The sequence below is a fragment of the Pseudonocardia sp. NPDC046786 genome (assembly GCF_040645415.1).
GTDB lineage: Bacteria > Actinomycetota > Actinomycetes > Mycobacteriales > Pseudonocardiaceae > Pseudonocardia > Pseudonocardia kongjuensis.
Genome location: NZ_JBEYYF010000022.1, coordinates 20752 through 44246, shown reverse-complemented (window position 1 = coordinate 44246; position 23495 = coordinate 20752). Strand labels below are relative to the sequence as shown.

The following is a 23495-nucleotide window of genomic DNA, read 5'->3' as shown; positions in this document are numbered from 1 at the left end:
CACCGCACCGGAGACAAGGAGCCCGATCGTGCAACTCATCGACTGCCCCTGGTGCGGCCCCCGCGAGGAGGTCGAGTTCCACCACGGCGGCCCGGCGCACGTCGCCTACCCGGCCGACCCGGCCGCGCTCACCGACGAGCAGTGGGCGCACTTCGTGTTCTTCCGGGACAACCCGAAAGGCCCGGTCGCCGAGCGCTGGAACCACACCGCGGGCTGCCGCCGCTGGTTCAACGCGGTCCGCGACACCGTCACCTACCGCTTCCTCGCCGTGTACCCGGCGGGCGCACCGCGCCCCGAGCTGCCCGGGGCCCGGACATGACCCGGGTGCCCGGCCACGGCCGGATCGACCGCGGCCGCACGCTCAGCTTCACCGTCGACGGCGTCACCCGCACCGGGCACCCCGGCGACACCCTCGCCTCGGCGCTGCTCGCCCACGGCGTCCGGGTGCTCGGTTCCAGCGTGAACCTCGGCCGGCCGCGCGGCATCGTCACCGCCTGGACCGACGACCCGGCCGGGCTCGTCCAGATCGAGGAGCCGTTCCCGGAGCCGATGCTGCAGGCCGCCGCCGTCGAGCTCTACGACGGGCTGGTCGCCCGCAGCCTGCGCGGCCGCGGCCGGCTCGCCGCCGTCCCCGACACCCACCGCTACGACCACCGGCACGCGCACTGCGACACGCTCGTCGTCGGCGCAGGCCCGGCCGGGCTGCTCGCCGCGCGGACCGCCGCCCGCCGCGGCGACCGGGTGGTGCTGGTCGACGACCGCCCCGCCGCGGGCGGCTCGCTGACCCCGGCCGACCGGATCGACGGGCGGCCCGCGCCGGAGTTCGTCGACGCGGTGCTCGCCGAGCTCGCCGGGAACCCCGAGGTGCTGCACCTGCAGCGGACCACCGCCTTCGGCCACTACGACGACGGCTTCGTGCTGGCCTGCGAGCGCCGGACCGACCATCTCGGCCCGGACGCCCCGCGGCACCGGTCACGGCAGCGGGTGCACCGCATCCGGGCCGGCCGGGTGGTGATCGCGACCGGTGCGCACGAGCGCCCGGTGGTGTTCGCGAACAACGACCGGCCGGGCGTCATGCTGGCCGCCGCCGCCCGGGAGTACCTGCACCGCTACGGCGTGCTCGCCGGCCGGGAGATCGTCGTGTTCACCACCGGCGACGACGCCTACGCCGCGGCCGCCGATCTCGCCGCGGCCGGGGCCCGGGTCACCCTGCTCGACGCCCGGCCGGAGGGCCCGCCGCAACGGATCGCGGACTGCCGGGCCGCCGGGGTGACGGTGCGCACCGGGACGGTCGTCGTCGACACCGCGGCCGGCCCGGACGGCTCGGTCGCCGCCGCCCGGGTGCGGCCGGCCGGGGAGGCGGACGGCCCTGGCAGCTCCGGCTCCGGGACCGAGGACCTCCCGTGCGACCTGCTGCTGGTCTCCGGCGGCTGGACACCGGCGACCCAGCTGGTCGGCCAGGTGCGCACCCCGCCCGCCTTCGATCCGGCGCTCGGCGCGTTCCGGCCCGCGCAGCCGTCCGCCGGGACCGAGGTGATCGGTGCCGCGAACGGCGTCCCGGACCTGGCCGGCTGCCTGGCCGACGGCGCCGCGGCGGCCGGGGGAGACCCGGCGGCCGCGCCCCGCACCGATCCCGGACCGCCCCGCACCCCGCCACTGCTGCTCTGGCGGACCCCGGGCGACCCGGCCCGGCAGTTCGCCGATCTCGCCCGGGACGCGACGGTTGCCGACATCGCGCGCGCGATCGGCGCCGGGCTGCGCTCGATCGAGCACGTCAAGCGGTACACGACCATCGGCACCGGGCACGACCAGGGCCGCACCTGCGGCACGGTCGCCGCCGGGATCACCGCGGAGCTGCTCGGCCGTCCGGTCGCGGAGATCGGCGTCACCGGCTCCCGGCCGCCGTACACACCGGTCGCGTTCGCCGCGCTCGCGGGCCGGGAACGCGGCGAGCTCTACGACCCGGTCCGCACCACCCCGGTGCACCCCTGGCACGTCGCGCACGGCGCGGTGTTCGAGGACGTCGGGCAGTGGCGGCGGCCCCGCCACTATCCGCGGCCCGGCGAGGACATGGAGGCGGCCGTGCTGCGCGAGTGCGCCGCCGTCCGCTCCGGTGTCGGCATCATGGACGGCTCCACCCTGGGCACGATCGACGTGCAGGGCCCGGACGCCGGGGTGCTGCTGGACCGCGTCTACACGAACATGATGTCCACGCTGCGGATCGGCCGGGTGCGCTACGGCGTGATGTGCGGCGACGACGGGATGGTGGTCGACGACGGCACGGTCGCCCGGCTCGACGAGCACCGGTTCCTGCTCACCACCACCACCGGCAACGCCGCGCCGGTGCTGGCCGACCTGGAGGACCGGCTGCAGACCGACTGGCCGGAGCTGCGGGTGTGGCTGACCTCGGTCACCGACCACTGGGCGGTGTTCCCGGTCGCCGGGCCGCGCTCGGCGGACCTGATTGCGGACGTGTTCGCCGGCTGCGGCGACACCTGCTGCGACGTCTCGCCGGCCGCGTTCGGGTTCATGACCTGGCGGGACACCGCGCTCGACGGGGTGCCGGTCCGGCTGGCCCGGATCTCGTTCTCCGGCGAGCTGGCCTACGAGGTGAACGTCGACGCCCGGCACGCGCTCGCGGTGTGGGAGCGCCTGGTCGCCGCCGGCGCCCGCTACGGGATCACCCCGTACGGCACCGAGACGATGCACGTGCTGCGCGCCGAGAAGGGCTACCCGATCATCGGCCAGGACACCGACGGCACCGTCTCGCCGCACGATCTCGGGCTCGGCTGGGCGGTGTCGGCGACGAAGGCCGACTTCGTCGGGAAGCGCTCCTTCAGCCGGGCCGCCAACCTCGATCCGCTGCGCAGGCAGCTGGTCGGGCTGCTGCCGACCGACGCGGCGACCCGGCTGCCGGAGGGCTCGCAGATCGTCGAGTTCCGGGCCGACGGCGTGCTGCCCCCGCCGCCGGTGCCGATGCTCGGGCACGTCACCTCCAGCTACCGCAGCGCCGAGCTGGGCCGGCCGTTCGCGCTGGCGCTGCTCGCCGGCGGGCGGGACCGGATCGGCGACGTCGTGCACGTGCCGTGCGGCGGCTCGCTCGTCCCGGCCCGGATCACCGCTCCCGTCCTCGTCGATCCCGAAGGAGCCCGCCGTGACGGCTGACCCGGCAACCGGCCACCCGGTTCTGACCGCGGGAGGAGACGGTGCTCTCGCGGTCACCGCCGCACCCCCCGGGCGCCTCACGAACCTGCGCCTGGACCCGCTCGGCCCGGCCGCGGACGCCGTCGCCGCGCTGCTCGGCGCCGCCCCACCGGCCCGGCCGAACACCTGGATCGCGACCGCCGACGGCCGGATCGTCTGGCTCGGCCCGGACGAGTGGCTGATCAGCGGCGGCCCCGCGGAGGCCGCGCTGCGCGCGGCGCTCGGCCCGCACGGCGCCGCGACCGACGTGTCCGGGCAGTGGACCGCGCTGCGGGTGCGCGGCCCGCTCACCCGCGAGCTGCTGGCGCTGGGCTGCGCACTGGACACCCATCCCTCGGTCTTCGGCGCCGGGCGGTGCGCGCAGACCACGATCGCGCACGCTCCGGTGCTGCTCGTCGTGCTCCGGCCCGGCGACGACCTGCTCGTGCACGTCCGCCCGTCGTTCGCCGGGCACCTCACCGCCTGGCTGCTCGACGCGGCCCAGGAGTTCCGGACCGATCAGGAGAGCACCCCATGAACCCTCGTGTCGTCATCATCGGAGCCGGGATCGTAGGAGCGAACCTGGCCGACGAGCTGACCCTGCGCGGCTGGACCGACGTCACCGTCGTCGACCGCGGCCCGCTGCCGCTGACCGGCGGCTCCACCTCGCACGCGCCCGGGCTGGTCTTCCAGACCAACGCCTCGCGCACCATGACCGCGTTCGCCACTTACACCGTCGAGAAGCTCAAGGAGCTGGGCACACCGGCCACCGCTGCCGGGGACTGGTGCTTCAACCAGGTCGGCGGCCTGGAGGTCGCGACCACCCCGCAGCGGCTCGCCGACCTGCACCGCAGGCACGGCTGGGCGACCGCGCGCGGGGTGCCCGCCGCCGTCGTCGATCCGGCGGAGTGCGCCCGGCTGCACCCGCTGCTCGATCCCGGGCAGCTGCTCGGCGGCCTGCACACCCCCACCGACGGGCTGGCGAGCGCCACCCGCGCCGTCGTCGCGCTGACCGCCCGGGCCCGGGCCCGCGGCGCGGTGTTCCACGGCTCCACCCTGGTCACCGGGATCGCGCAGGCCGGTGGCCGGGTCACCGGCGTGCGGACCGACCGAGGCGACATCCCGGCCGACGTCGTCGTCTGCTGCGCCGGGTTCTGGGGCCGCGAGCTCGGGCGGCTCGCCGGGATGCGGGTGCCGCTGCTGCCGCTGGCCCACCAGTACGCCCGCTCCGGTCGGGTCGAGGCGCTGGTGGGGCGCAACGGCCCGGGGACCGAGGCCCGGCTGCCGATCCTGCGCCACCAGGACGCCGATCTCTACTTCCGCGAGCACGACGACCGGATCGGGATCGGCTCCTACGCGCACCGCCCGATGCCGGTGTCGCTGTCCGAGCTGCCGGAGACCGGCGGCACCTCGGAGAGCGTGCAGCCCTCGATGCTGCCCTTCACCGAGGAGGACTTCGCCGGGCCGTGGGAGGACAGCCGCGAGCTGCTGCCCGCGCTGCGCTCGACGAAGGTCGAGTACGGGTTCAACGGCGTCTTCTCCTTCACCCCCGACGGCGGCCCGCTGATCGGCGGGTCGGCCGACGTCGCCGGGTTCTGGATCGCCGAGGCGGTGTGGGTGACGCACTCGGCAGGCGTCGCCAGGGCGGTCGCGCAGCTGCTCGTCGACGGGCGCAGCGAGCTGGATCTGCACGGCTGCGACGTGCACCGGTTCGACGAGGTGGAGACGACCGACCCGTTCGTCGAGGAGACCGCGCAGCGCAACTTCGTCGAGATCTACGACGTGCTGCACCCGCTGGAGCCCCGGACGTCGCCGCGGGACCTGCGGACCAGCCCGTTCCACGACCGGCAGCGCGAGCTGGGCGCGTTCTTCCTGCCGGCGCACGGCTGGGAGCGCCCGCACTGGTACGAGGCGAACGCCGCGCTGCTGCCCGAGCTGCCGCCCGACTGGCGGGCCCCGGAGCGGGACGCCTGGTCGGCGATGTTCCACTCGCCGGTCGTCGCGGTGGAGGCGTGGCGCACCCGCACCGCGGCCGGGCTGTACGACATGACGCCGCTGACCCGGATCGAGGTCGCCGGGCCGGGTGCCTGCGCGTTCCTGGACCGGCTCACCACCGGCCCGATGGACCGCTCCGTCGGCTCGGTCACCTACACCCTGATGCTCGACGACGCCGGCGGCATCCGCAGCGACCTCACCGTCGCCCGGCTCGGCGACGAGCACTTCCAGGTCGGCGCGAACGGCAATCTCGACGTCGACCGGCTGCGCCGGGCCGCGGCCGGGGAGGCCGGGGTGAGCGTCCGCGACATCACCGGCGGCACCTGCTGCATCGGGGTCTGGGGGCCGCTGGCCCGCGACCTGGTGCAGCCGCTGACCGGCGACGACCTCTCGCACGATGGCCTGAAGTTCTTCCGGGCGCGGTCCGCGCATATCGCCGGGATCCCGGTGACCGTGATGCGGCTGTCCTACGTCGGCGAGCTCGGCTGGGAGATCTACACCGGCGCCGAGTACGGGCGGAAGCTGTGGGACGTGCTGTTCGACGCCGGCCGCCCGCTCGGCGCCGTCGCCGCCGGGCGGGCCGCGTTCAACTCGCTGCGGCTGGAGAAGGGCTACCGGTCCTGGGGCACCGACATGACCAGCGAGCACGACCCGTACCAGGCCGGGCTCGGGTTCGCCGTGCGCAGCAAGGAGACCGCCTTCGTCGGCCGGGACGCGCTGGCCGGCGTCGGCGACGACACCGTCACCCGGCGGCTGACCTGCCTGACCGTCGACGACGGGTGCAGCGTCGTGCTCGGCCAAGAGCCGGTGCTCGTCGACGGCGAACCCGCCGGGTACGTCACCTCGGCGGCGTTCGCGCACACCCTCGGCTTCCCGGTCGCCTACGCCTGGCTGCCCGCCGGGCTGCCGGTCGGGAGCCCGGTCGGGATCCGCTGGTTCGACCGGACGATCGCGGCGACGGTGGCGGCGGAGCCGCTGCTCGACCCGGGGATGACCCGGATCCGGCGGTGAGGATGCCGCTCACACGGGGATTCACACGACGGCCCGCACCGCCTGCTCGAAGCCCACGACGTGCTCGCGCGCCAGCCGCTCCGCCTCGTCGGCGTGGCCCCCGGCGACCGCCCGCAGCAGCGCCACGTGCTCGCCGACGTGCCGGTCGAAGTGCGTCATCCGGTCCAGGAACAGGCAGAAGATCCGGGTCGCCAGGTTGTCGTACCGGATCAGGGTGTCCTCCAGGTGTGGGTTCCCCGCGGCCCGGTACACCAGCCGGTGCACGTGCAGGTCCCAGCGCATCAGTGCGTCCCGGTCCAGCGACCGGACGTCGATCCGCTCCAGCCGGTCGGCGGTCTCCCGCAGCCCGTCGAGCACCGCGGGCCCGGCGTACCCGGCGGCCCGCCGCGCGGCCAGCGGTTCGAGCTGCACCCGGATCTCGGAGATGTAGGCGAGATCGGTGATGTCGACGCCGGTCGCGAACGTACCGCGGCGCGGGTAGGAGTGCACCAGGCGGTCGGTCTCCAGCCGCTTGAGCGCCTCCCGTACCGGGGTGCGCCCGACCTCCAGGGACCGGGCGAGCGCGCTGTCGTCGATCGGGGCCAGCGGCGGGATGTCCAGCATGATCAGCCGGTCGCGGATCACGGCGTAGGCGCGGTCGGCCAGCGAGGCGTAGTCCGGCTCGTCGACGTCGGGCAGCACGGTCACGCACCGGATCGTAGACCCACCACCCTATGGCACATCACTCGTACATCAGCTGTATATCCTGGCGGGAGCCCACCGTGACCAGCTCGTTCGTCCTCACCCTCAGCTGCCCGAACCGGACCGGGATCGTGCGCGCGGTCAGCGCGTTCCTCTACGAGCACGGCGGCGACATCGGCGAGTACCAGCAGTTCGACGATCCGGTCTCGGGCCGGCTGTTCCTGCGCACCCGGGTGGCCGCCCCGGCCGGCGTGGACCTGGCCGCGGTGTCGGCCGCGTTCGAGCCGGTCGCCACCGGCTTCGGGATGGACTTCGCGTTCTCCGACGCCGCACCGGCCCGGATCCTGGTGATGGTGTCCCGGCTCGGGCACTGCCTCAACGACCTGGTGTACCGCTGGCGGGCCGGGGCGCTGGGCGCCGAGATCGTCGCCGTGGTGTCCAACCACCAGGACCTGCGGCCGATGGCCGAGTCGGCCGGGCTGCCGTTCCTGCACATCCCGGTCACGCCGGAGACGAAGCCGGAGGCCGAGGCGCGGCTACTGCGCGCCGTCGAGTCCTACGACGCCGAGCTGGTCGTGCTCGCCCGGTACATGCAGGTGCTCTCGGACGGGACGTGCAAGGCGCTGCACGGGCGGGCGATCAACATCCACCACTCGTTCCTGCCCGGGTTCAAGGGCGCGCGGCCTTACCACCAGGCGTACCGGCGCGGGGTGAAGCTGGTCGGCGCGACCGCGCACTACGTCACGCCGGACCTCGACGAGGGCCCGATCATCGAGCAGGAGGTGATCCGGATCGACCACACGCACGATCCGGCCGCGCTGCAGACGATCGGCCGGGACGCCGAGGCGCTCGCACTGTCCCGCGCGGTGCGCTGGCACTGCGACCGCCGGGTGCTGCTCTCCGGCGGCAGCACGGTGGTCTTCCGCTGAGCGGGCCGGGCACGGCCGGGCGGCCCGCGGGCCGCCCGGCCCCCGGATCAGCCGACGTGGCCGCGGACCCAGTCGTGGAACTCGCCGATGTGGTGCTCGCCGGGCACCAGCACCCCGCCCTTCTGGTACGCCCACGAGTCCATCGCGACCTGGCAGCGCTCGCAGGCGTCGAAGTCCTGCAGGTTGACCCGGTGGAACAGCTCGACAGAGCGCTCGATGTCGGCGCCCGCGGCGACGACGCCGGGCAGGTAGAGCCAGTCGCAGACGACCAGCGTCCGGGCCGGGGTGAGCGGGAACATCCGGTGGAACACGACGTGATCGGGGACCAGGTTGAGGAACACCTGCGGGCGGATCGTGACGGCGTAGTAGCGGCGGTCCTGCTCGGGGGTGACGCCCGGGATGCGCTCCAGACCGGCCGAGCCGTCCACGGTGAACCCCTCGACGCCCTCGCCGAACGCGGCGCCGTGCCCGACGAAGTACTGGGCGGCGAGTCCGTCGGCGAACTCGGGGAGCACCTCGGTCAGCTCGGGATGGATCGTCGCGCAGTGGTAGCACTCCATGAAGTTCTCGACGATCTGTTTCCAGTTCGCCGCCACGTCGTAGGAGATCCGGCGGCCCAGCCGCAGGTTCGCCACGTCGTAACCGACGATCGCGTCCGGCGAGCCGAGCCGGTTCGTCACGTCGCCGATCACCGTCTCGTCGAACGACGGCGGGGTCTCGGCCAGGCACAGCCACACGTAGCCCAGCCACTCGCGCACGTGCACCCCGTGCAGGCCCCAGTCGGACTTGTCGACGTCGGGCATCGAGGACAGGTTCGGGGCGGCGACCAGCTTCCCGTCCAGGCCGTAGGTCCAGGCGTGGTACGGGCACTGGAACGAGCGCCGCACCTCGCCGCGCTCCTCGGTGCACAGCCGGGCGCCGCGGTGCCGGCACACGTTGAGGTAGGCGGCGATCCGGCCGTCCCGGCGCCGGGTGACGATCACGCTCTCCCGTCCGATCTGGACGGTCTCGTACTGCCCGGGCCGTTCCAGGTCGGCGGCGAGCACCGCGCAGAACCATCCGGTGTGGAAGATCCGGTCCTGCTCGGCGCGGAAGATCTGCGGATCGGTGTAGTAGTGGCCGGCCAGGGTCTCCCGCAGGCTCGGCGGGAGAGCGCGCTCCTGCTCGACGGGGGTCGGCAGCTCACCGGTCGTCATGGCGGTGCTCCTCGGACAGGAGGGGGATGCCGGCTCCGGGCCTCGCCGCCCGTCCCGGGGGGAATGTTGCGAAGTGCGCAACTCGATGTGCACTGCGCACCAGAATGGGACCGCGGCGGGCCCGGCGCTGTCAAGAGATGCGTTGCGTGCCGTCATCGCCGCCCGCCCGGCGCGCCCCGGTCAGCCGCGCAGGATCCGGGGGAGCGCGCCGCGCAGCTCGTCGAGCGAGTCGAACACGTCCTGCGCGCCGGCCCCGCGCAGCTCGTCGTCGCCGTATCCGCCGGTCCGCACGGCGTAGGCCGGGCAGCGGGCGCCGACCGCGGCGCGCACGTCCCACACCGAGTCCCCGACGACGAACCCGGCCGATCCGGCGACCCGGCGCAGCGCGACCCGGACCAGCTCCGGGTCGGGCTTGGTCCGGGTCACGTCGTCCCGGGTCAGGCACTCGCGGGCGAGCGAGCGGCCGTCGAACAGCTCCAGGTAGGCGTGCACGTGCTCGGGCGCGCCCGAGCTCGCCAGCACCACGCTCAGGCCGTACCCGCCGGACAGGTCGGCGAGCAGCTCGCGGGCCCCCGGCAGCGCCGCAACCTCGGGCAGCAGCGGCTCGAACTCCTCCTTCCAGGCGGCGCGGGCGTCGTCGCCGTGCTCGGCCTCGAAGCGGTCCCCGGCGACGGCCGGGACGAGCTGGTCGCCGCCCATCCCGACGGCGCGGTGCAGCTGCCACAGCGGCACCGTGCGGCCGAACCGGCGCAACGCCCGGGACCAGGCGATCGCGTGCTGGTAGTTGGTGTCGACGAGGGTCCCGTCGACGTCGATCACCGCGGTGTCCGGCGTGGTCATCCGCCCCGTGTACCCGGTCCGGGCCGGTTCACTCCGCCGGTTCTCAGCCCGCGCCGCTCCCGATCGACTCGTCGATCACCGTCCGGGCCACCTGCCACAGCTTGTTGTTCGTCACCTGGGAGAGCTCGCGCAGCAGCGCGAACGCCTCGTCCGGGCCGCAACCGCGGGTGGCCATCAGAACGCCCTTCGCCTGCTCCATCACGACGTGCCGGTCGAACCGGTGCCGCAGCCTGCGGTTCTCCGCGGCGACCTCCCTGGCCAGCGCGGTCGCGCTGATCTGGTCTTCGGCAGGCGCGTCCGCGGGCCCGGGCTCCGGCAGCGGCCCGCCGTGCCGCCGGGCCCACAGCTCGGTGACGTCCTCGACGTGCACCAGGACCCCGATCGTCCGGTCCGCGCCGTCGAGCACCGGCGAGTTCACCGCCACCCACAGCTTCCGCAGGTGTCCCGATCCGGCCCGGGGCGTCGGGATGTCGTAGCGCTGCAGGCCCATGTGGTCCCGCTCGCCGCTGCGCAGCACCCGCAGCAGCGACGCGGTCAGCCGGGCGACGCCGTCCGAACCGGGCCGCTGCGGATCGTCGGGCAGCGCGTCGAACAGCAGCCGGCCGTCGAGCTCGCCGGGCTCGCGCTGGGTAACCGCGTGGTAGGCCGGGTTCGCCGCGTGCACCCGCAGCTCCCGGTCCAGGATCAGGTACGGGGACCGGGTGGCGTGGAACAGCGGGCCGTCCTGGACGGCGCGTAACGCCCGTGCCTCGGCTCCGGATCGCATCTGACCTCCGCGGGGCCGCCGGCGGCGCCACGGCGGTCCCGGCGGACGACGCGTCGTCGGGACCCGGGACCGGGCGCGTGACCGGCAGCGCCCTGGTGCGCTGTCGGACTCCCCGGCCCGGCCGTCGCGGGCGGGCCCGGGAAGCGGGCCGGTCGGTCCGGCCTCGGGGCGACGCCCCCGGGACCGTTGGGCCCCGGGTGCTCGGGGGCGAATCTAGGACAGCCGACGGCTCCCCGGCAACGCGGTGCCCCGGCCGGACCACGGCCGGGCGACTCCACTGCGGACGGTCACCGGCCGTCCGGCCGTCCGGTCGACGTCGCCCCGCGCCGGACGAGTTCGGTGCCCCGCTCGTGGTCGCCGTCGGCGAGATGGGTGGCCACCCCGCAGACGACGCCGCCGGACCGGTACCAGGCGGTGAACCCGCCGCCGCCGTGCGACTCGAGCCCGACCTCGTCGAACCCGTCGCCCCAGGCCGTGTACTTGAGCGTGCGGTCGCCGATCACGGTCCAGAACCCGGGTGGGGAGTCCCAGCGGGCGTCGCCGCCTGCGGCGGTCGTCCCGGCGACGGTGCCCATCGCCTCGGCCTCCCCCCAGTGCTCGACGGCCAGGTGCCTGCCGGCGGCGGCGTTGTACGCCAGCGCGACGTCCCCGGCGGCGAACACGCCGGGGGCGGAGCTGCGCATCCGCTCGTCGGCGACCACCCGGCCGGACCGCACCGCGATCCCGGCGTCCGCGGCGAGCCCGGCCCGCGGGGTCGCCCCGGCCGCGACCAGCACCACGTCGGCGAGCTCGGGCTCGGCGTCGCGCAGCTGCACCACCCGGCCGGACGCGGTCGTCCCGATCCCGGTGACCTCGGCGCCGCCGCGCAGCGTGACGCCCTCCTCGGCCAGCCAGCCGGCGAGCCGGTCGCCGACCGCGTCGCCGAGCCGGGCCGCCTGCGGCACCCGCTCGTCGCTGCACACGGTGACCCGCAGCCCGCGCCGGGCCAGCGAGGCGGCCGCCTCGCAGCCGATGAACCCGGAGCCGACGACGATCGCCGAACCGGCGTACCCGATCCGCTCGTCCAGGGTCCGGGCGTCGGCGAGGGTGCGCAGGTACAGGGCGGTGTCCGCGCCGGGGACCGGCAGCGCGGCGGCCGCCGATCCGGTGGCGAGCAGGCACTGCCGGAAGGCGACGGTGCCGTCGTCGTCGAGCCGGGCCAGCCGGTCCGTGACGGACAGCGACTCGATCCGCCGCCCGGTGCGGACCTCGGCCCCGGTCCGGCCGGGGAGCAGCAGGTCCGACCCGTCGGTCCCGCCGCGCAGCAGCTCCTTGGACAGCGGGGGCCGGAAGTAGGGCGGGGTGTCGTCGTCGGAGACCAGCAGGACCGGGCCGGGGCCGCCGTGCTCGCGGTAGGCGATCGCCGCGTGGTGCGCGGCGGGGCCGCCGCCGATGATCAGCAGCCCGGCCGTGACGGGCGCGTTCATGCCACCGGGCTACCCGCGGCCCGGGGTTCGACACCTGTGTGCCGGGCCAGCAGGTCGGCGAGCCCGCCGCGGGCCCGTCCGCTGGTCCGGGCGCTGGTCCGGACGTCGCCGACCGGGCCGGGGAGCACCCGGTACCCGCCGGCCCGCAGTCGGGCGACGATCCCGTGGTCCTCCCCGCAGTCGATCTCGGGGAAGCCGCCCACACCGGTGTACGCGGTCGCCCGCACCCCGAGGTTCGCCGCGTACACCGGGCGGTCCGGTGGCGGCGGCTCGCCGGGCGGAACCGGGTAGCCGGGCAGGTCGAGCACCACCCCGCCGATCACCGCGTCCGCGCCGGCGTCGGCGCGCAGCAGGTGCCCGCGCACCCAGCCGGGCCGCACGGTGCAGTCGGCGTCGGTGCTGAGCAGCCAGGTCCGGCCGGGCCCGGTGCCGGACGGCCCGAGCAGCCCGAGCAGCGCGTCCGCGGCGCGGCCCCGGGTCGCGCCCACCGGGGCGGCCGGCTCGCCCGGCCGGGTCTCCGGCACGGCGTGCCGCACCCGGGCGCCGGCCGGGTGCCGGGCGATCGCGTCCCGGGCCCGGTCGGCGGTGCCGTCCGAGCACCGGTCGGCGAGCACGCACAGCGCGCGCACCCGCAGCCCGGGGACGGCGTCCAGCGCGGTGAGCACGGACCGGACGCAGGCGCCGACGGTCGCCGCCTCGTCGTGCGCGGGAACCAGCACGCCCACGGCCTCGACCGGCCTCACCGGCGGCGCACCACGTGCAGCAGGAAGTCCTCGTCGAGGTGCTCGACGAGCGGGGTGAACCGGTCGTCGCCGACGATCCGCCGGTGCACGGCGGCACCGTCGGCCGGCGCCTCGGCGGGCCACTGCCGCCAGTGCGCCACCACCAGGTCGCCGTCCCGGCGCAGCGCCGCGGCGGCCCGGTCGAGCACCGCGTCGATCCGCTCCGGCGGCAGGTAGTAGAGCAGCTCGGAGAGCACGACCAGGTCGGCGCCGTCCGGCAGCGCCCGCGGGTCGTCCACGTCGGACCGGAACACCCGGGCCGACGGCAGGCCGGCGACGCGCGCCGCGGCAGCCGCCACCGCCTCCTCGACGGCGTCGGTGGCGACCAGCCGGTCGCAGCGCCCGGCGAGTGCGTGGGTCAGCTCGCCCAGCCCGCAGCCGGGCTCGGCGGCCAGCCGGTAGCGTTCCCGGGGCAGAGCGGCGAGCAGCACGTCCCGCTTGCGGCGCTCGTACCAGGAGGTCCGCACCTCCCACGGGTCCGCGCCGTCGCGGTAGAGGCCGGCGAACAGCTCGATCGGCGCGCCGTCCGCGGACGGTTCCCGGAAGTAGATCTCGCGGTGGCCCAGGAAGTGCGTGAGCGTCGCCGCGGAGAGCACCGGGCGCTGCCCGCCGGGCGGCATCGTGCGCTGCGAGACGTGCGCGTCGAGCGCGCGGCGCTTCGCCGCCCGGTCGGCGTCGGAGAGCCGCAGCCGGTAGCCGCGGTCCCAGGGGACGACCGGATCGGTCGGGTCGAACCGGGTGCGCGCCCAGATCGGGAAGCCGAACCCGTGCGCGGACACCGGCGCGGCCGCGACGCAGGCGCGGCCGACGGCGGCGTGATCGGGATGCGGGTCCTCCCGCCACGGCGAGATCCAGGCGTCGGCGCCGGCCAGCAGCGGGCCCAGCGCCGCGGTCAGCTCGTCGGTGCGCAGGCCGGAGTCGGGCATCCCGAGCCGGTGCACGGTGGCCGGGACCTCCAGCGCGGCGAGCGCGTCGGCCAGCTCGCGCAGCCGGGTGCGGGCCAGCGCGGCCCGGTCGGTGCCGGTGACCTCGGGCAGCGCGGCCTCGCCGTCGCTGGCCAGCACCAGCTCCACGGTGCCACCGGCGGCCGCGACCGCGCGGAGCAGCCCGGCGGCGCCCAGGGTCTCGTCGTCGGGGTGGGCGCTGACCACGACCAGCCTGCGGAAGCCGGACGGGTCCAGCTCGCGGTGCGCGAGGGTCTCGGCGGCGTCCTCCCAGACGTCCGCGGTGTGCCGCGGCTCCATCACGCGGCCCCGCCCAGCAGGAGCCTGCCCAGCTCGGCCCGGTCCCGGTCGCCGTGGTGCTGGCGCAGGTAGACCTGCAGGTCGGCGAGCCGGGCGGTGAGCCCGGCGGATCCGGCGAGGGTGCTCACCCCGGCGCATTCCGGCGCGGCGTCGAGCACCGTGCGGCAGGCCCGTTCGACGGCGGCCCGCACGGTCGCGACCGCGCCGTGCTGCGGATCGTCCGGCTCGGCGTCGATCCGCGCGGCGGTGGCGTGCAGCAGCGCGTCGGCGGCGGCGACGGCGGCGTGCATCCCGCCGAGCGCGGCGAGCCGGTGCGGGTCGCCGGATCCCGGCCCGCCGGTCCCGGGCCGCAGCGCGGCGGCGATCTCGTCGACGATCCCGGCGGCGCCGCCGAGCCAGACCGCGGCCACCCCGGCGCCGCCGTGCGCGAACCCGGGCCGGTCGGTGTAGGCGTCCGGGCCGCCGAGCACGGCGCCCGGCGGGACCGGCACGTCGTGCAGCACGACGTCGTGGGTGTCGGCGGCCGCCATCCCGGGCGCCCGCCAGCTGCCGGCGCGCCGCTCGACGCGCGGGTCGTGCAGGTCGAGCTCCACCAGCCGGGTGCTCCCGTCGTCCGCGCCGGCGACGAGAAGTGCCCGGTCCAGCACGTGGGTGCCGGAGCAGAACCGGAGGGTGCCCCTCAGCCGCGGCCCGCCGGTGCCGGTGTCGGGGTCGGGGCGGATCCGGGCACCGCCGCCGGCCCGGGACGCCCACACCCCGAGCCGGGCGCCGGGGCGGGCGGTCCGGCCGAACCCGGCGAGGATCGCGACCGCGTCGGTGTGGCCCTCGGCGAGCCGGGCCACCGACAGGTCGCGGCGGCCGAGCCCGGCCAGCCGGGTCCAGCGCTGTGCCGTCGCGCCGGACCCGGGCAGCGGGAGGTCGAGCTCACCGGCGTCGACCAGTGCGGCGAGCACGGTCGCCGCGGTCACCGGGAACGGCTCGGGCGCACCGTCCGGGGCGGGAACCGGATCGAGGATCCGGCCGGTTCCGGCGACACCGGCCGGGGCGGGTTCTGAGGTGGAACGCACCCTCCCCGGATGACCGGGGATCAGCGTTCCAAACCCGTTCCGCCCGCGGCGCGGGCGAGGCCGAACCGCAGCGCGTACGGGTTGAGCCCGCGCGGCAGCGGCTGCCCGGCGTCGAACGACTCCGGCGGCAGCAGCACCGCGTGATGGTCCTCCAGCAGCGTCGCGAGCACCGTCGAGGCGACGAACAGCACCAGCTCCTGGCCCGGGCAGGCGGCGTGCCCGCCGCTGAACGGGGTCAGCATCCAGTCGTCGCGGGCGCTGCCGTCGAGCCACTGCTGCACGTCGAGCCGGTCGGCGTCGGCGCGGCGGCGGTCGTCGCGGTGCAGGAACCAGGTCGGCACCAGCAGCGACGTGCCGGCCGGCAGCGTGCCGCCGGGCCAGTCGGTGTCCGCGGTGGACTCCCGGATCAGCAGCGGGGTGGTCGGCCAGAGCCGGGTCGACTCCAGCACCGCCGAGCGCAGCACGGACAGCTCCCGCGGCCGGTCGGCGGGGCCGTCGGCCGCCATCTCGGCGCGGGCCCGCCCGCGCACCTCGGGATGGGTGGCGAGCAGCGCCAGCGCGCGCAGCGTCACCGCGGCACCCGGGTCCCAGGCGAACAGCCAGTGCCCGATCTGGTCCTCGGGGGTGGTGCCGTCGTCCGGCTCGGGTGCGGTCTGCGCGATCCGGGCGGCGAGGCTGCCCTCCTCGGCCTGCCGCAGGTGGCTGCGCACCCCGGAGGCGAAGCGTTCCCGCAGCTGCTCGCTGCGCGGCGCGAGGTGCGACCAGTTGCCGCGGCGGCGCAGCCGGGTCAGCGTGTCGGTGAGCTCGTGGTCCTCGCGGGCACCGTCGCCGAGCACGATCCGGCGCACGATCCGCCACCAGGTGACGACGAAGGCGTCCCAGTCGAACGCCCCGGTGCGGACCGCGTCGTCGCGCAGCTGCCCGGTCTCCTGGCGGACGACGGCGGCGATGTCACCGGCCTGCGCGTGCAGCGGGGACCCGGTGTCGAGCACGGCCTCGTTGAACCGGCGGCGCTCGGCGCGGGCGGTGCCCTGCGAGATGAGCACGCCGTGCGGCTGGAAGTGGCCGAGCGCGCCGCCCTTCTCCCAGGACGCCGGGGTGAACGGCTCCGGCCCGTCCTCGAGGACCCGGCGCACCCCGGCGGCGTCGAGCACCAGCGCGCTGGGCCTGCCGGGGGCCGGGACCCGCACCGGGCCGTCGCCGTAGCGGTCGCGCAGCCGCTGCAGCAGCCGCACCGACCGGTCGTCGGTGCCGAGCCGGCCCGCGGCCGCGACGACCTTCGGCCGGCGGGCGATCACCCCCTGCGCGACGATCGGGCCGAGCGCGGTGCCCAGCAGCCGGGCGGTGTCGGCGCGGGAGAGCACCGGCAGATCGGTGCCGTTCGGGCGGGACGGGCCGTTCGGACCGGTCGGGCCGGTGGTGGTCTCGGTCCGGTTCTGCGTCGGAGCGGGCATGGTGCCCCGCTACCCGCTGTGCGCCCGCCGAATCCGGGCCCGGAGCGCCCGGTGCCCGGCCGGACCGTCGGCCCGGTGGCCGGGCGGGGCCCACCTCTACGATCGGGCCCCATGAGTGCCAGTGCTCCCCGCAGGTCAGGTGGCGCCCGGGCGAACACCGCGCGCCGCGAGCTCGTGGAGAACGAGATCTACGAGCACGCCACCCGGCTGTTCGCCGAGCGCGGGTTCGCCGGCACCAGCCTGCAGGACATCGCCGACGCGCTCGGGATCACCCGCCCGGCCCTCTACTACTACGTCCGCAGCAAGGACGAGCTGCTCGCCAAGCTGGTCTCCGAGGTCACCGAGGGTCCGCTGGCCGATCTCGCGGAGGTCGTCGAGCGGACCGACCCGGATCCGGTCCGCAAGCTGCGCGGGGTGGTGTCGGTGCTGGTGGCGCGGCAGACCCGGCAGCCGGAGCGGTTCCGGCTGCTGATCCGCTCGGAGGCCGAGCTGCCCGCCGAGCTCACCGCGGCCTACACCGCGAGCCGCCGCTCGGTCCTCGCGGTGGTGTCCGGGGTGATCGACGAGGGGGTGCGGGCCGGCCGGTTCCGCCCGGTCGATCCGCGGCTGGCGGCGCTCGGCGTGCTGGGCATGTGCAACTGGGTGGCCTGGTGGTTCCATCCGGGCGGCCGCGACGATCCGGCGGTGGTCGCCGAGGGACTGGCCGACATGGCGGTCGGCGCGCTGCAGCGGGCCGACGACCGGGTCCCGGACGGCGACGGCCCGGCCGCGGCGCTGAAGCTGCTCCGCCAGGACCTGGACCACCTGGAGCGACTTCTCGACGAGTAGGTCGAACTGTTGACTCGGTCGTTTAGCGCTCGTACCGTCGGCCGCACCGGAACGCGGCACGACGGAGGCAGGACATGACCGAGCTGGACCACCGGGTGCGGGGCGTCGACCACGTCGCGTTCCCGACCTTCGACCCGACGGGGACCGTGCGCTTCTACCGGGACGTCCTCGGCTTCCCGGTGGTGCACTCGATCTGCGCGGCGGGCTGGGGCCCCGAGGAGCACCCGGACTTCATCCACTTCTTCTTCGACATCGGCAACGACGACCGGATCGCGTTCTTCTACTACTTCGGCACCGGTCCCTCGGTCGGCGGCGCGCCGGGCGCCCGGGGCGACGCGTACGCCCGCTTCGGCGCCGACGTCCCGGAGTTCTTCGTGCGCTCCCGGCACCTGGCGATCCAGGTGGAGAGCGAGCAGGACCTGCTGGAGTACCGGCGCCGGCTCGACGACAGCGAGTGGCCGGTGCAGATGCAGATCCGGCACGAGACCATCGAGTCGATCTACACCCACGACCCCAACGGCTACTTCTTCGAGATCACCCGGGCGATGCGGCCGGTCACGCCGCAGGAGGACCTGGACGCGAACCTGACCATCGACGCGCTGCTCGACGTCGTCGGCGCCCCGGAGCCGAGCTTCGGCAAGCTGCTCGCGCGCAAGGCCGAGCTGATCGTCGAGCGGGCCGCGGGCTGGGCGGCGGCACCGCGATGACCGTCCTCTACGTGCTCGACGTCCCGGAGAACACCGCGGTGGCGACGGTCGCAGCGGGCGACCCGGAGACCGTCGTCGACCGGATCGGGCCGTACTTCGCGATCCGGTCCGACGACGAGGTCGTGATCGACCGCCGGGCCACCGGCTGCCGACACGCCGTCTGGTACTCCTGCGTCGCCGGGGTGTCCCCGGGCAGCCGGATCGTCCGGCACGACAAGGACGCGCTGCGGGTGGCCCCGGACTGATCCGAGCCGGACCAGTCCGCCCGGCTCAGATCAGCTGCATCTGCTGGGCGAACACGACGGCCTGCACCCGGGTGTGCGCGTCGAGCTTGGCCATCAGCGACTGGGTGTAGGTCCGGATGGTGTTCAGGCTCAGCGCCAGCTCGGCGGCGATGTCCCGGGTCGTCATCCCGGCCGCCATCAGGCGCAGCACCTCCAGCTCGCGCGGGCGCAGCGGGGGCACCGCGCGGCCGTCCGGGGCGAGGATCCCGCCCGCGGTCTCCAGCGCCCTGGCGATCCCGGGATCGATCACCATCCGCCCGCGGGCGACGTCGTGCAGGGCGGCGGTCAGGTCCAGGTCGAGGGTGCCCTTGAGGAGCACCCCGGCGGCGCCGGACTCCAGGCAGCGGCGCAGGTTGTCGGTGTCGCCGAACGCGGTGAGCACGACGACCTTCGCGCCGGGCACCTGGTCGCCGAGGGTGCGGCAGACGTCGGCGCCGTTCATGTCCCCGAGCCGGACGTCGAGCAGCACCAGCTCGGGCCGCAGCCGCCGGGCGGCGGTCAGCGCCTCGGCGCCGGAGTGGCAGGCGGCGACGACGTCGAACTCGTCGGCGGCGAGCACCCGCTCGATCCCGTGCGCGACGAGCGGATGGTCGTCGGCGATCAGCACCGACCGGCGCCGGGTGCCGGACGTCATCGGGGGTCCACCAGCGGCAGCGACACCCGCAGGCTGGTGCCGCCGTCGTCGTTGCGGTCCATCCGCAGCACCCCGCCGGCGCCGGCCACCCGCTGCAGCAGGCCGGGGATCCCCAGCCCGGGGGAGCGGCCCGGCAGCGGATTCACGGCGAAGCCCTCGGGCAGGCCCTTGCCGTCGTCGGAGAGCGCGAGCGTCACCTGGTGCGACTGGTAGACCAGCGAGACCAGCACGGCGGCGGCCCCGGCGTGCTTCTCGACGTTGTGCAGCCCCTCCCGCAGCACCGACACCAGCACCGCCTCCCGGGCCATGCCGGTGTGCGCGGGGGTGCCGAGGGTGACGACCTCGGTGGCGATCCCGGTGCGCGCGGCGAACGCCGCGGCGTCCCGGCGCAGCGTGACCGGGAGCGCGTCGGTGGCCGGGAGCAGGCTGTGCATGGCCTCCCGCAGGTGGCTCGACGCCTGCGCGGCGGTGCTCTCGATGGACCGCGCCGCGCCGGCCGCGCCGTCCGGGTCGCTCCAGGCGCAGAGCTGGATCTCCTTGGCCGACATCGAGATCTGGAACAGGAGCTGGCCGGCGGTGTCGTGCAGCTGCTGGGCGATCCGCTGCCGCTCCTCCTCCACGGCGAGCCGGCCCGCCCGGTCCGCGCGCAGCGCGGTGACCAGCAGCGGGGCCAGCGACGCGCCGAACTCGGTCATCAGCAGGGTGGTGCGCGGCGCGATCCGGCGCCCGCGCGCGCCGGCGAACAGCACCCCGAGCGCGGAGTCGCCGAAGGTCAGCGGCACTGCGGCGAGGCCCTGCACGCCGGCCGCGACGAGTGCCGTGACGAGCTCGTCCGGCGGCTCGCCCGCGCAGTCGGCGGTGGTCACCGGCATCGACCGGTCCAGCGCGCGCCAGCCCGGCCCGGTACCGGCCGGGAGCCGGACGTCGGGGAGCGCCGTCCCCTCCACCGAGCGCAGCACCAGGGTGCCGGTGCCGTCGTCGAGCGCGATCGCCGCCACGTCGGCGTCGACCAGCTCGTACATCCGCCGGCAGGCCCGGGTCACCAGGGTCGGGCCGTTCGCGAGGCCGGACAGCCCCCTGGTCGCGAGGACCAGCCGGCGGACGTCCTCGATGGACTTGACCGTGTAGCACACGACGCCGGGCCTCAGCCGCTGATGACGAACAGCTTCCGGAACGGCTCGGTCACCGTCCACGTCGACTTCGTGCCCTTCGTGAACGACGCGATGTCGCCCGGCTTCAGCACCACCTGCTCGCCGCTGTCGACCAGGTCGATCACCAGCTCGCCGTCGAGCGCGTGGATGGTCTCGTCGGCGGTGAACGGGTAGGGGAAGCTCTGCGGCTCGGACCGCCACAGCCCGACGTGCAGGGTGGCGCCCTCGGCGCCCTCGGTGCGGATCCAGTGCACCTCGCCGATGGCCTCGCCGCCCACCACGAAGGGCTCCCAGTCCTGCGCGGTGGCGGTGGATCGGGCGTATTCGCCGGTGCGGATCGGAGTCATGATCCGGTGCCTCTTTTCTGCGGTGGGCGGTGTGGAAAACTGCGTGCCGAGCGGCTCCGAAGCTATCCTGGATCCCGTTCGGCGGACAGCTGCAAATGCCGGTATCGCAGCCCGATGGCCGCCTCACCGGTGCGTTTTACCTGGACGAAACGTATGTGATCCGTGCGCGTATTCACCACCATCTGCAGTTGCGGATAGTTCCCGACGACACCGGGTGCAATTTACAGGGCGTTACAGATGCGCAATGGCGCAGACACGGCGTGCTGCGTGACTGGGTGTCCCGAGGAATCCCTGACGCGGAGGTCCCACCATGACGCTCGCCCCGGAATCCGGCACCGAACGACGCGAACTGACCATCGTCCGCGGGGCGTGCCCGCACGACTGCCCCGACACCTGCGCCATGCTCTTCCACGTCGAGAACGGGCGGCTGGTCGACGTGAAGGGCGACCCCGACCACCCGATGACCCGCGGCGGGCTGTGCGTGAAGCTCAAGAACTTCCCCGAGCACCACTACCAGTCCGACCGGCTGCTCCACCCGATGCGCCGGGTCGGACCGAAGGGCGCCGGCGAGTTCGAGCGGATCACCTGGGACGAGGCGCTCGCCGAGATCCGGGAGCGGTGGACCGACATCATCGCCCGGTACGGCAGCCAGGCGATCATGCCGCACGCCTACCTCGGGCACCAGGGTGTCATCAACGGCCTGACCTCCGGTGATGCCTTCTTCAACCGGCTCGGTTCGAGCGTCGCGGAGAAGACCTACTGCGAGTCCGGGTCGTCGACGGCCTGGCACATGACCGTCGGCGGCACCGGCGGCCTGGACATCGAGTCGATGGCGCACTCGCGCTACATCATCGTCTGGGGCATGAACATGACCAGCACGAACCTGCACGGCTGGCCGTTCCTGCTGCAGGCCCGCAGGGAGAACGGCGCCAAGATCGTCGTCATCGACCCGGTGCGGACCCGCACCGCCCGGCAGGCCGACTGGCACATCCCGATCCGGCCGGGCACCGACGGTGCGCTGGCGATGGGGATGATCCACGAGATCATCGCGCAGGGGCTGGTCGACACCGACTACGTCGAGCGGTACACGGTCGGTTTCGACGAGCTCGCCGAACGCGCCGCGCAGTACCCGCCCGAGCGGGTGGAGGAGATCACCGGGATCCCGGCCGACGACGTCCGCACGCTGGCCCGCGAGTACGCCACCAGCCAGCCGTCGGCGATCCGGCAGGGCGTCGCGATCGAGCGCAGCCGCGGCGGCGGCCAGGCGATCCGGGCCATCACCTGCCTGCCGGCGCTGGTCGGGGCGTGGCGGCACGTCGGCGGCGGCACCATGGAGATGCCGATCTGGGAGTTCCCCACGCTGTTCGACAAGATCTGCATGCCGGAGTGGATCCCCGAGGGCACCCGGGTGATCAACGAGCTGGACCTCGGCATGGCGCTGACCGGTGAGATGGAGCTCGACCCACCGATCATGTCGTTGTTCGTCTACAACTCCAACCCGGTCTCGCAGGGTCCCGCCCAGGCCAAGACGATGGCCGGTCTCGCCCGCGAGGACCTGTTCACCGTGGTCAGCGACCACTTCGTCAACGACACCGCGAAGTTCGCCGATCTGGTGCTGCCCGCGACGATGCAGGCCGAGCAGCTCGACATCATGGTCACCTGGGGGCACCTCTACATCTCGCTGAACCAGCCGGCGATCGCGCCGCCGGGGGAGTGCGTGCCCAACTCCGAGCTGTTCCGCAGGCTCGCCGCGACGATGGGCTTCACCGACGACTACTGGGACCGCACCGACGAGCAGATGCTGCGCGACTTCCACGACTGGGACGCGCCCGCGCTGCAGGGCATCACCTACGACTCGCTGGTCGAGACCGGCTGGGCCCGGCTGAACGTCGGCCTGCCGCACGAGCGCGCCCCGCACGCCGAGGGCAACTTCCCGACCCCGTCGGGCAGGTGCGAGTTCCGGTCCTCGCTCGCCGAGGGCGGCAACTTCGTGGTGCCGGTGTGGCGGTCGATGTACGAGGCGTTCCAGCCCGGCGGGTACCTGGACCCGCTGCCCGACTACGTTCCGCCATTCGAGTCCGCCGCCTCCGATCCGGAGCTGGCGCAGCGCTACCCGCTCTCGATCGTCTCGCCGAAGCCGCACGCGTTCCTCAACAGCCAGTACGCGAACGCCGCGGACAAGCAGGACGTGCAGGGCGAGCAGCGGGTCTGGATCCACCCGGTGGACGCCACCGAGCGCGGCATCGCCACCGGCGACCCGGTCCGGGTGTTCAACGACCGCGGGGAGTTCCGCGGGCCGGCGGTGGTCGAGGACATCGTGCTGCCCGGCCTGGTGATGGCCAACGTCGGGCACTGGCAGGACAAGGCGTCCGGCAGCACCGTCAACACCATCACCCTGGACCGGCACAACGAGCTCGGGAACGCCGGGGTCTACTCCGACAATCTCGTCCAGGTGGAGGCGGCGGCCGACCCCGCAGCGGGATGACGCTCGCCGAACCGGTCGCGGCGCAGCCGCGGTGGGTCGCGGACGGGATGCTGCGGGAGCCGAAGGTGTGCCCGCCCGGCACCACGGTCGCCGCCGCCCGGCGGATGTTCCGCGACGAGCACGTGCACGCCCTGCTCGTCGTCGACCGCGGCGTGCTCCGCGCGGTGGTCGAACGGGCCGACCTGGCGACCGCCGATCCCCGCGCGGCCGCGGCCGGGCTCGGCGCGCTGGCCGGGCGCGTCGTCCGGCCCGGCGCGGACCTCGGTGCGGTGCACCGGGAGATGCGCCGGGCCGGGATCCGCCGGCTCGCCGTCGTCGACGACCGGGGCCGGCTGCTCGGGCTGCTGTGCCTCAAGCGGTCCGGCCGGGGCTTCTGCTCGGCCGACGACGTCCGGGCCCGGTCGGCGGCCGGCGTCGCGGGACGCCCGCGCTGAGCCGGCACCGG

Annotated in this window: 22 protein-coding genes; 10 read left to right on the top strand and 12 right to left on the bottom strand. The window is 75.1% G+C overall.

All coding sequences use genetic code 11. The features are described from left to right. Window positions 1–28: 28 nt before the first annotated feature. From ABZ881_RS23635 to ABZ881_RS23620, 4 genes are read left to right on the top strand one after another with little or no spacing between them, the layout of a single operon-like run. Window positions 29–319 carry a sarcosine oxidase subunit delta gene (locus ABZ881_RS23635; RefSeq protein WP_358487702.1) on the top strand — a complete coding sequence of 97 codons (291 nt, stop codon included), beginning with the start codon at window positions 29–31 and terminating at the stop codon, window positions 317–319. Next, window positions 316–3165 (top strand): 2Fe-2S iron-sulfur cluster-binding protein, encoded by a 2850-nt coding sequence (locus ABZ881_RS23630; protein ID WP_358487701.1) that lies wholly within the window; start codon window positions 316–318, stop codon window positions 3163–3165. Before ABZ881_RS23635 ends, ABZ881_RS23630 begins: the two co-directional genes overlap by 4 nt. Next, complete coding sequence (locus tag ABZ881_RS23625) at window positions 3155–3721, top strand: sarcosine oxidase subunit gamma family protein (protein ID WP_358487699.1); 567 nt, start codon at window positions 3155–3157, stop codon at window positions 3719–3721. The genes ABZ881_RS23630 and ABZ881_RS23625 overlap by 11 nt, the downstream gene beginning before the upstream one ends. Then, window positions 3718–6189 carry an FAD-dependent oxidoreductase gene (locus ABZ881_RS23620; protein WP_358487698.1) on the top strand — a complete coding sequence of 824 codons (2472 nt, stop codon included), beginning with the start codon at window positions 3718–3720 and terminating at the stop codon, window positions 6187–6189. The genes ABZ881_RS23625 and ABZ881_RS23620 overlap by 4 nt, the downstream gene beginning before the upstream one ends. A gap of 21 nt (window positions 6190–6210) precedes the next feature. Here ABZ881_RS23620 and ABZ881_RS23615 read toward each other — a convergent pair whose 3' ends face one another. Further along, window positions 6211–6876 (bottom strand): GntR family transcriptional regulator, encoded by a 666-nt coding sequence (locus ABZ881_RS23615; protein WP_358487697.1) that lies wholly within the window; start codon window positions 6874–6876, stop codon window positions 6211–6213. 74 nt (window positions 6877–6950) lie between these two features. Here ABZ881_RS23615 and purU point away from each other — a divergent pair, with 74 nt between their 5' ends. Further along, window positions 6951–7799, top strand: coding sequence for a formyltetrahydrofolate deformylase (purU, locus tag ABZ881_RS23610; protein WP_344025790.1), 849 nt, complete (start codon window positions 6951–6953; stop codon window positions 7797–7799). Window positions 7800–7846: 47 nt separating this feature from the next. Here purU and ABZ881_RS23605 read toward each other — a convergent pair whose 3' ends face one another. The 8 genes from ABZ881_RS23605 to ABZ881_RS23570 all read right to left on the bottom strand — a co-directional run bounded on the left by ABZ881_RS23605 (window position 7847) and on the right by ABZ881_RS23570 (window position 16614). Then, window positions 7847–8995 carry an aromatic ring-hydroxylating dioxygenase subunit alpha gene (locus ABZ881_RS23605; RefSeq protein ID WP_358487696.1) on the bottom strand — a complete coding sequence of 383 codons (1149 nt, stop codon included), beginning with the start codon at window positions 8993–8995 and terminating at the stop codon, window positions 7847–7849. 180 nt (window positions 8996–9175) lie between these two features. Beyond that, window positions 9176–9835 carry an HAD family hydrolase gene (locus tag ABZ881_RS23600; protein WP_344025786.1) on the bottom strand — a complete coding sequence of 220 codons (660 nt, stop codon included), beginning with the start codon at window positions 9833–9835 and terminating at the stop codon, window positions 9176–9178. A 43-nt stretch (window positions 9836–9878) separates the two neighbouring features. After that, on the bottom strand, window positions 9879–10601 hold the full coding sequence (locus ABZ881_RS23595) for an ANTAR domain-containing protein (protein WP_358487694.1): 723 nt from the start codon (window positions 10599–10601) through the stop codon (window positions 9879–9881). A 287-nt stretch (window positions 10602–10888) separates the two neighbouring features. Next, window positions 10889–12067, bottom strand: a complete 1179-nt coding sequence (locus tag ABZ881_RS23590) for an FAD/NAD(P)-binding oxidoreductase (protein WP_358487693.1) — start codon at window positions 12065–12067, stop codon at window positions 10889–10891. Then, entirely contained in the window at window positions 12064–12810 is a 747-nt protein-coding gene (locus tag ABZ881_RS23585) for a glycosyltransferase (protein ID WP_358487692.1), read from the bottom strand. Before ABZ881_RS23585 ends, ABZ881_RS23590 begins: the two co-directional genes overlap by 4 nt. Continuing rightward, window positions 12807–14093, bottom strand: coding sequence for a bifunctional PIG-L family deacetylase/class I SAM-dependent methyltransferase (locus ABZ881_RS23580; RefSeq protein WP_358487691.1), 1287 nt, complete (start codon window positions 14091–14093; stop codon window positions 12807–12809). Before ABZ881_RS23580 ends, ABZ881_RS23585 begins: the two co-directional genes overlap by 4 nt. After that, a complete protein-coding gene (locus ABZ881_RS23575; RefSeq protein ID WP_358487689.1) occupies window positions 14093–15160 on the bottom strand; it encodes an acyl-CoA dehydrogenase family protein in 1068 nt (355 codons plus the stop codon). Before ABZ881_RS23575 ends, ABZ881_RS23580 begins: the two co-directional genes overlap by 1 nt. A gap of 20 nt (window positions 15161–15180) precedes the next feature. After that, a complete protein-coding gene (locus ABZ881_RS23570) occupies window positions 15181–16614 on the bottom strand; it encodes a cytochrome P450 (RefSeq protein WP_358487688.1) in 1434 nt (477 codons plus the stop codon). A 111-nt stretch (window positions 16615–16725) separates the two neighbouring features. Between ABZ881_RS23570 and ABZ881_RS23565 the strand changes: the two genes are divergently transcribed. From ABZ881_RS23565 to ABZ881_RS23555, 3 genes are all read left to right on the top strand, one after another. Continuing rightward, window positions 16726–17442, top strand: a complete 717-nt coding sequence (locus ABZ881_RS23565; RefSeq protein ID WP_358487687.1) for a TetR/AcrR family transcriptional regulator — start codon at window positions 16726–16728, stop codon at window positions 17440–17442. Window positions 17443–17516: 74 nt separating this feature from the next. Then, window positions 17517–18149, top strand: coding sequence for a VOC family protein (locus ABZ881_RS23560; protein ID WP_358487686.1), 633 nt, complete (start codon window positions 17517–17519; stop codon window positions 18147–18149). After that, entirely contained in the window at window positions 18146–18394 is a 249-nt protein-coding gene (locus tag ABZ881_RS23555) for a hypothetical protein (RefSeq protein WP_358487685.1), read from the top strand. The genes ABZ881_RS23560 and ABZ881_RS23555 overlap by 4 nt, the downstream gene beginning before the upstream one ends. A gap of 25 nt (window positions 18395–18419) precedes the next feature. Here ABZ881_RS23555 and ABZ881_RS23550 read toward each other — a convergent pair whose 3' ends face one another. Genes ABZ881_RS23550 through ABZ881_RS23540 form a run of 3 tightly spaced genes read right to left on the bottom strand, consistent with a single transcriptional unit; the run spans window position 18420 to window position 20565 of the window. Then, window positions 18420–19067: a response regulator transcription factor gene (locus ABZ881_RS23550; protein WP_358487684.1), complete on the bottom strand. Its 648-nt coding sequence runs from the start codon at window positions 19065–19067 to the stop codon at window positions 18420–18422. Continuing rightward, complete coding sequence (locus tag ABZ881_RS23545) at window positions 19064–20200, bottom strand: histidine kinase (protein ID WP_358487682.1); 1137 nt, start codon at window positions 20198–20200, stop codon at window positions 19064–19066. Before ABZ881_RS23545 ends, ABZ881_RS23550 begins: the two co-directional genes overlap by 4 nt. An 11-nt stretch (window positions 20201–20211) precedes the next feature. Then, complete coding sequence (locus ABZ881_RS23540; protein WP_358487681.1) at window positions 20212–20565, bottom strand: cupin domain-containing protein; 354 nt, start codon at window positions 20563–20565, stop codon at window positions 20212–20214. Window positions 20566–20875: 310 nt separating this feature from the next. On the opposite strand from ABZ881_RS23540, the gene ABZ881_RS23535 reads away from it, so the two are divergent. Both ABZ881_RS23535 and ABZ881_RS23530 read left to right on the top strand, forming a co-directional pair. Next, window positions 20876–23050, top strand: coding sequence for a molybdopterin-dependent oxidoreductase (locus ABZ881_RS23535; protein ID WP_358487679.1), 2175 nt, complete (start codon window positions 20876–20878; stop codon window positions 23048–23050). Beyond that, window positions 23047–23484: a CBS domain-containing protein gene (locus ABZ881_RS23530; RefSeq protein WP_358487678.1), complete on the top strand. Its 438-nt coding sequence runs from the start codon at window positions 23047–23049 to the stop codon at window positions 23482–23484. Before ABZ881_RS23535 ends, ABZ881_RS23530 begins: the two co-directional genes overlap by 4 nt. Window positions 23485–23495: the final 11 nt, after the last annotated feature.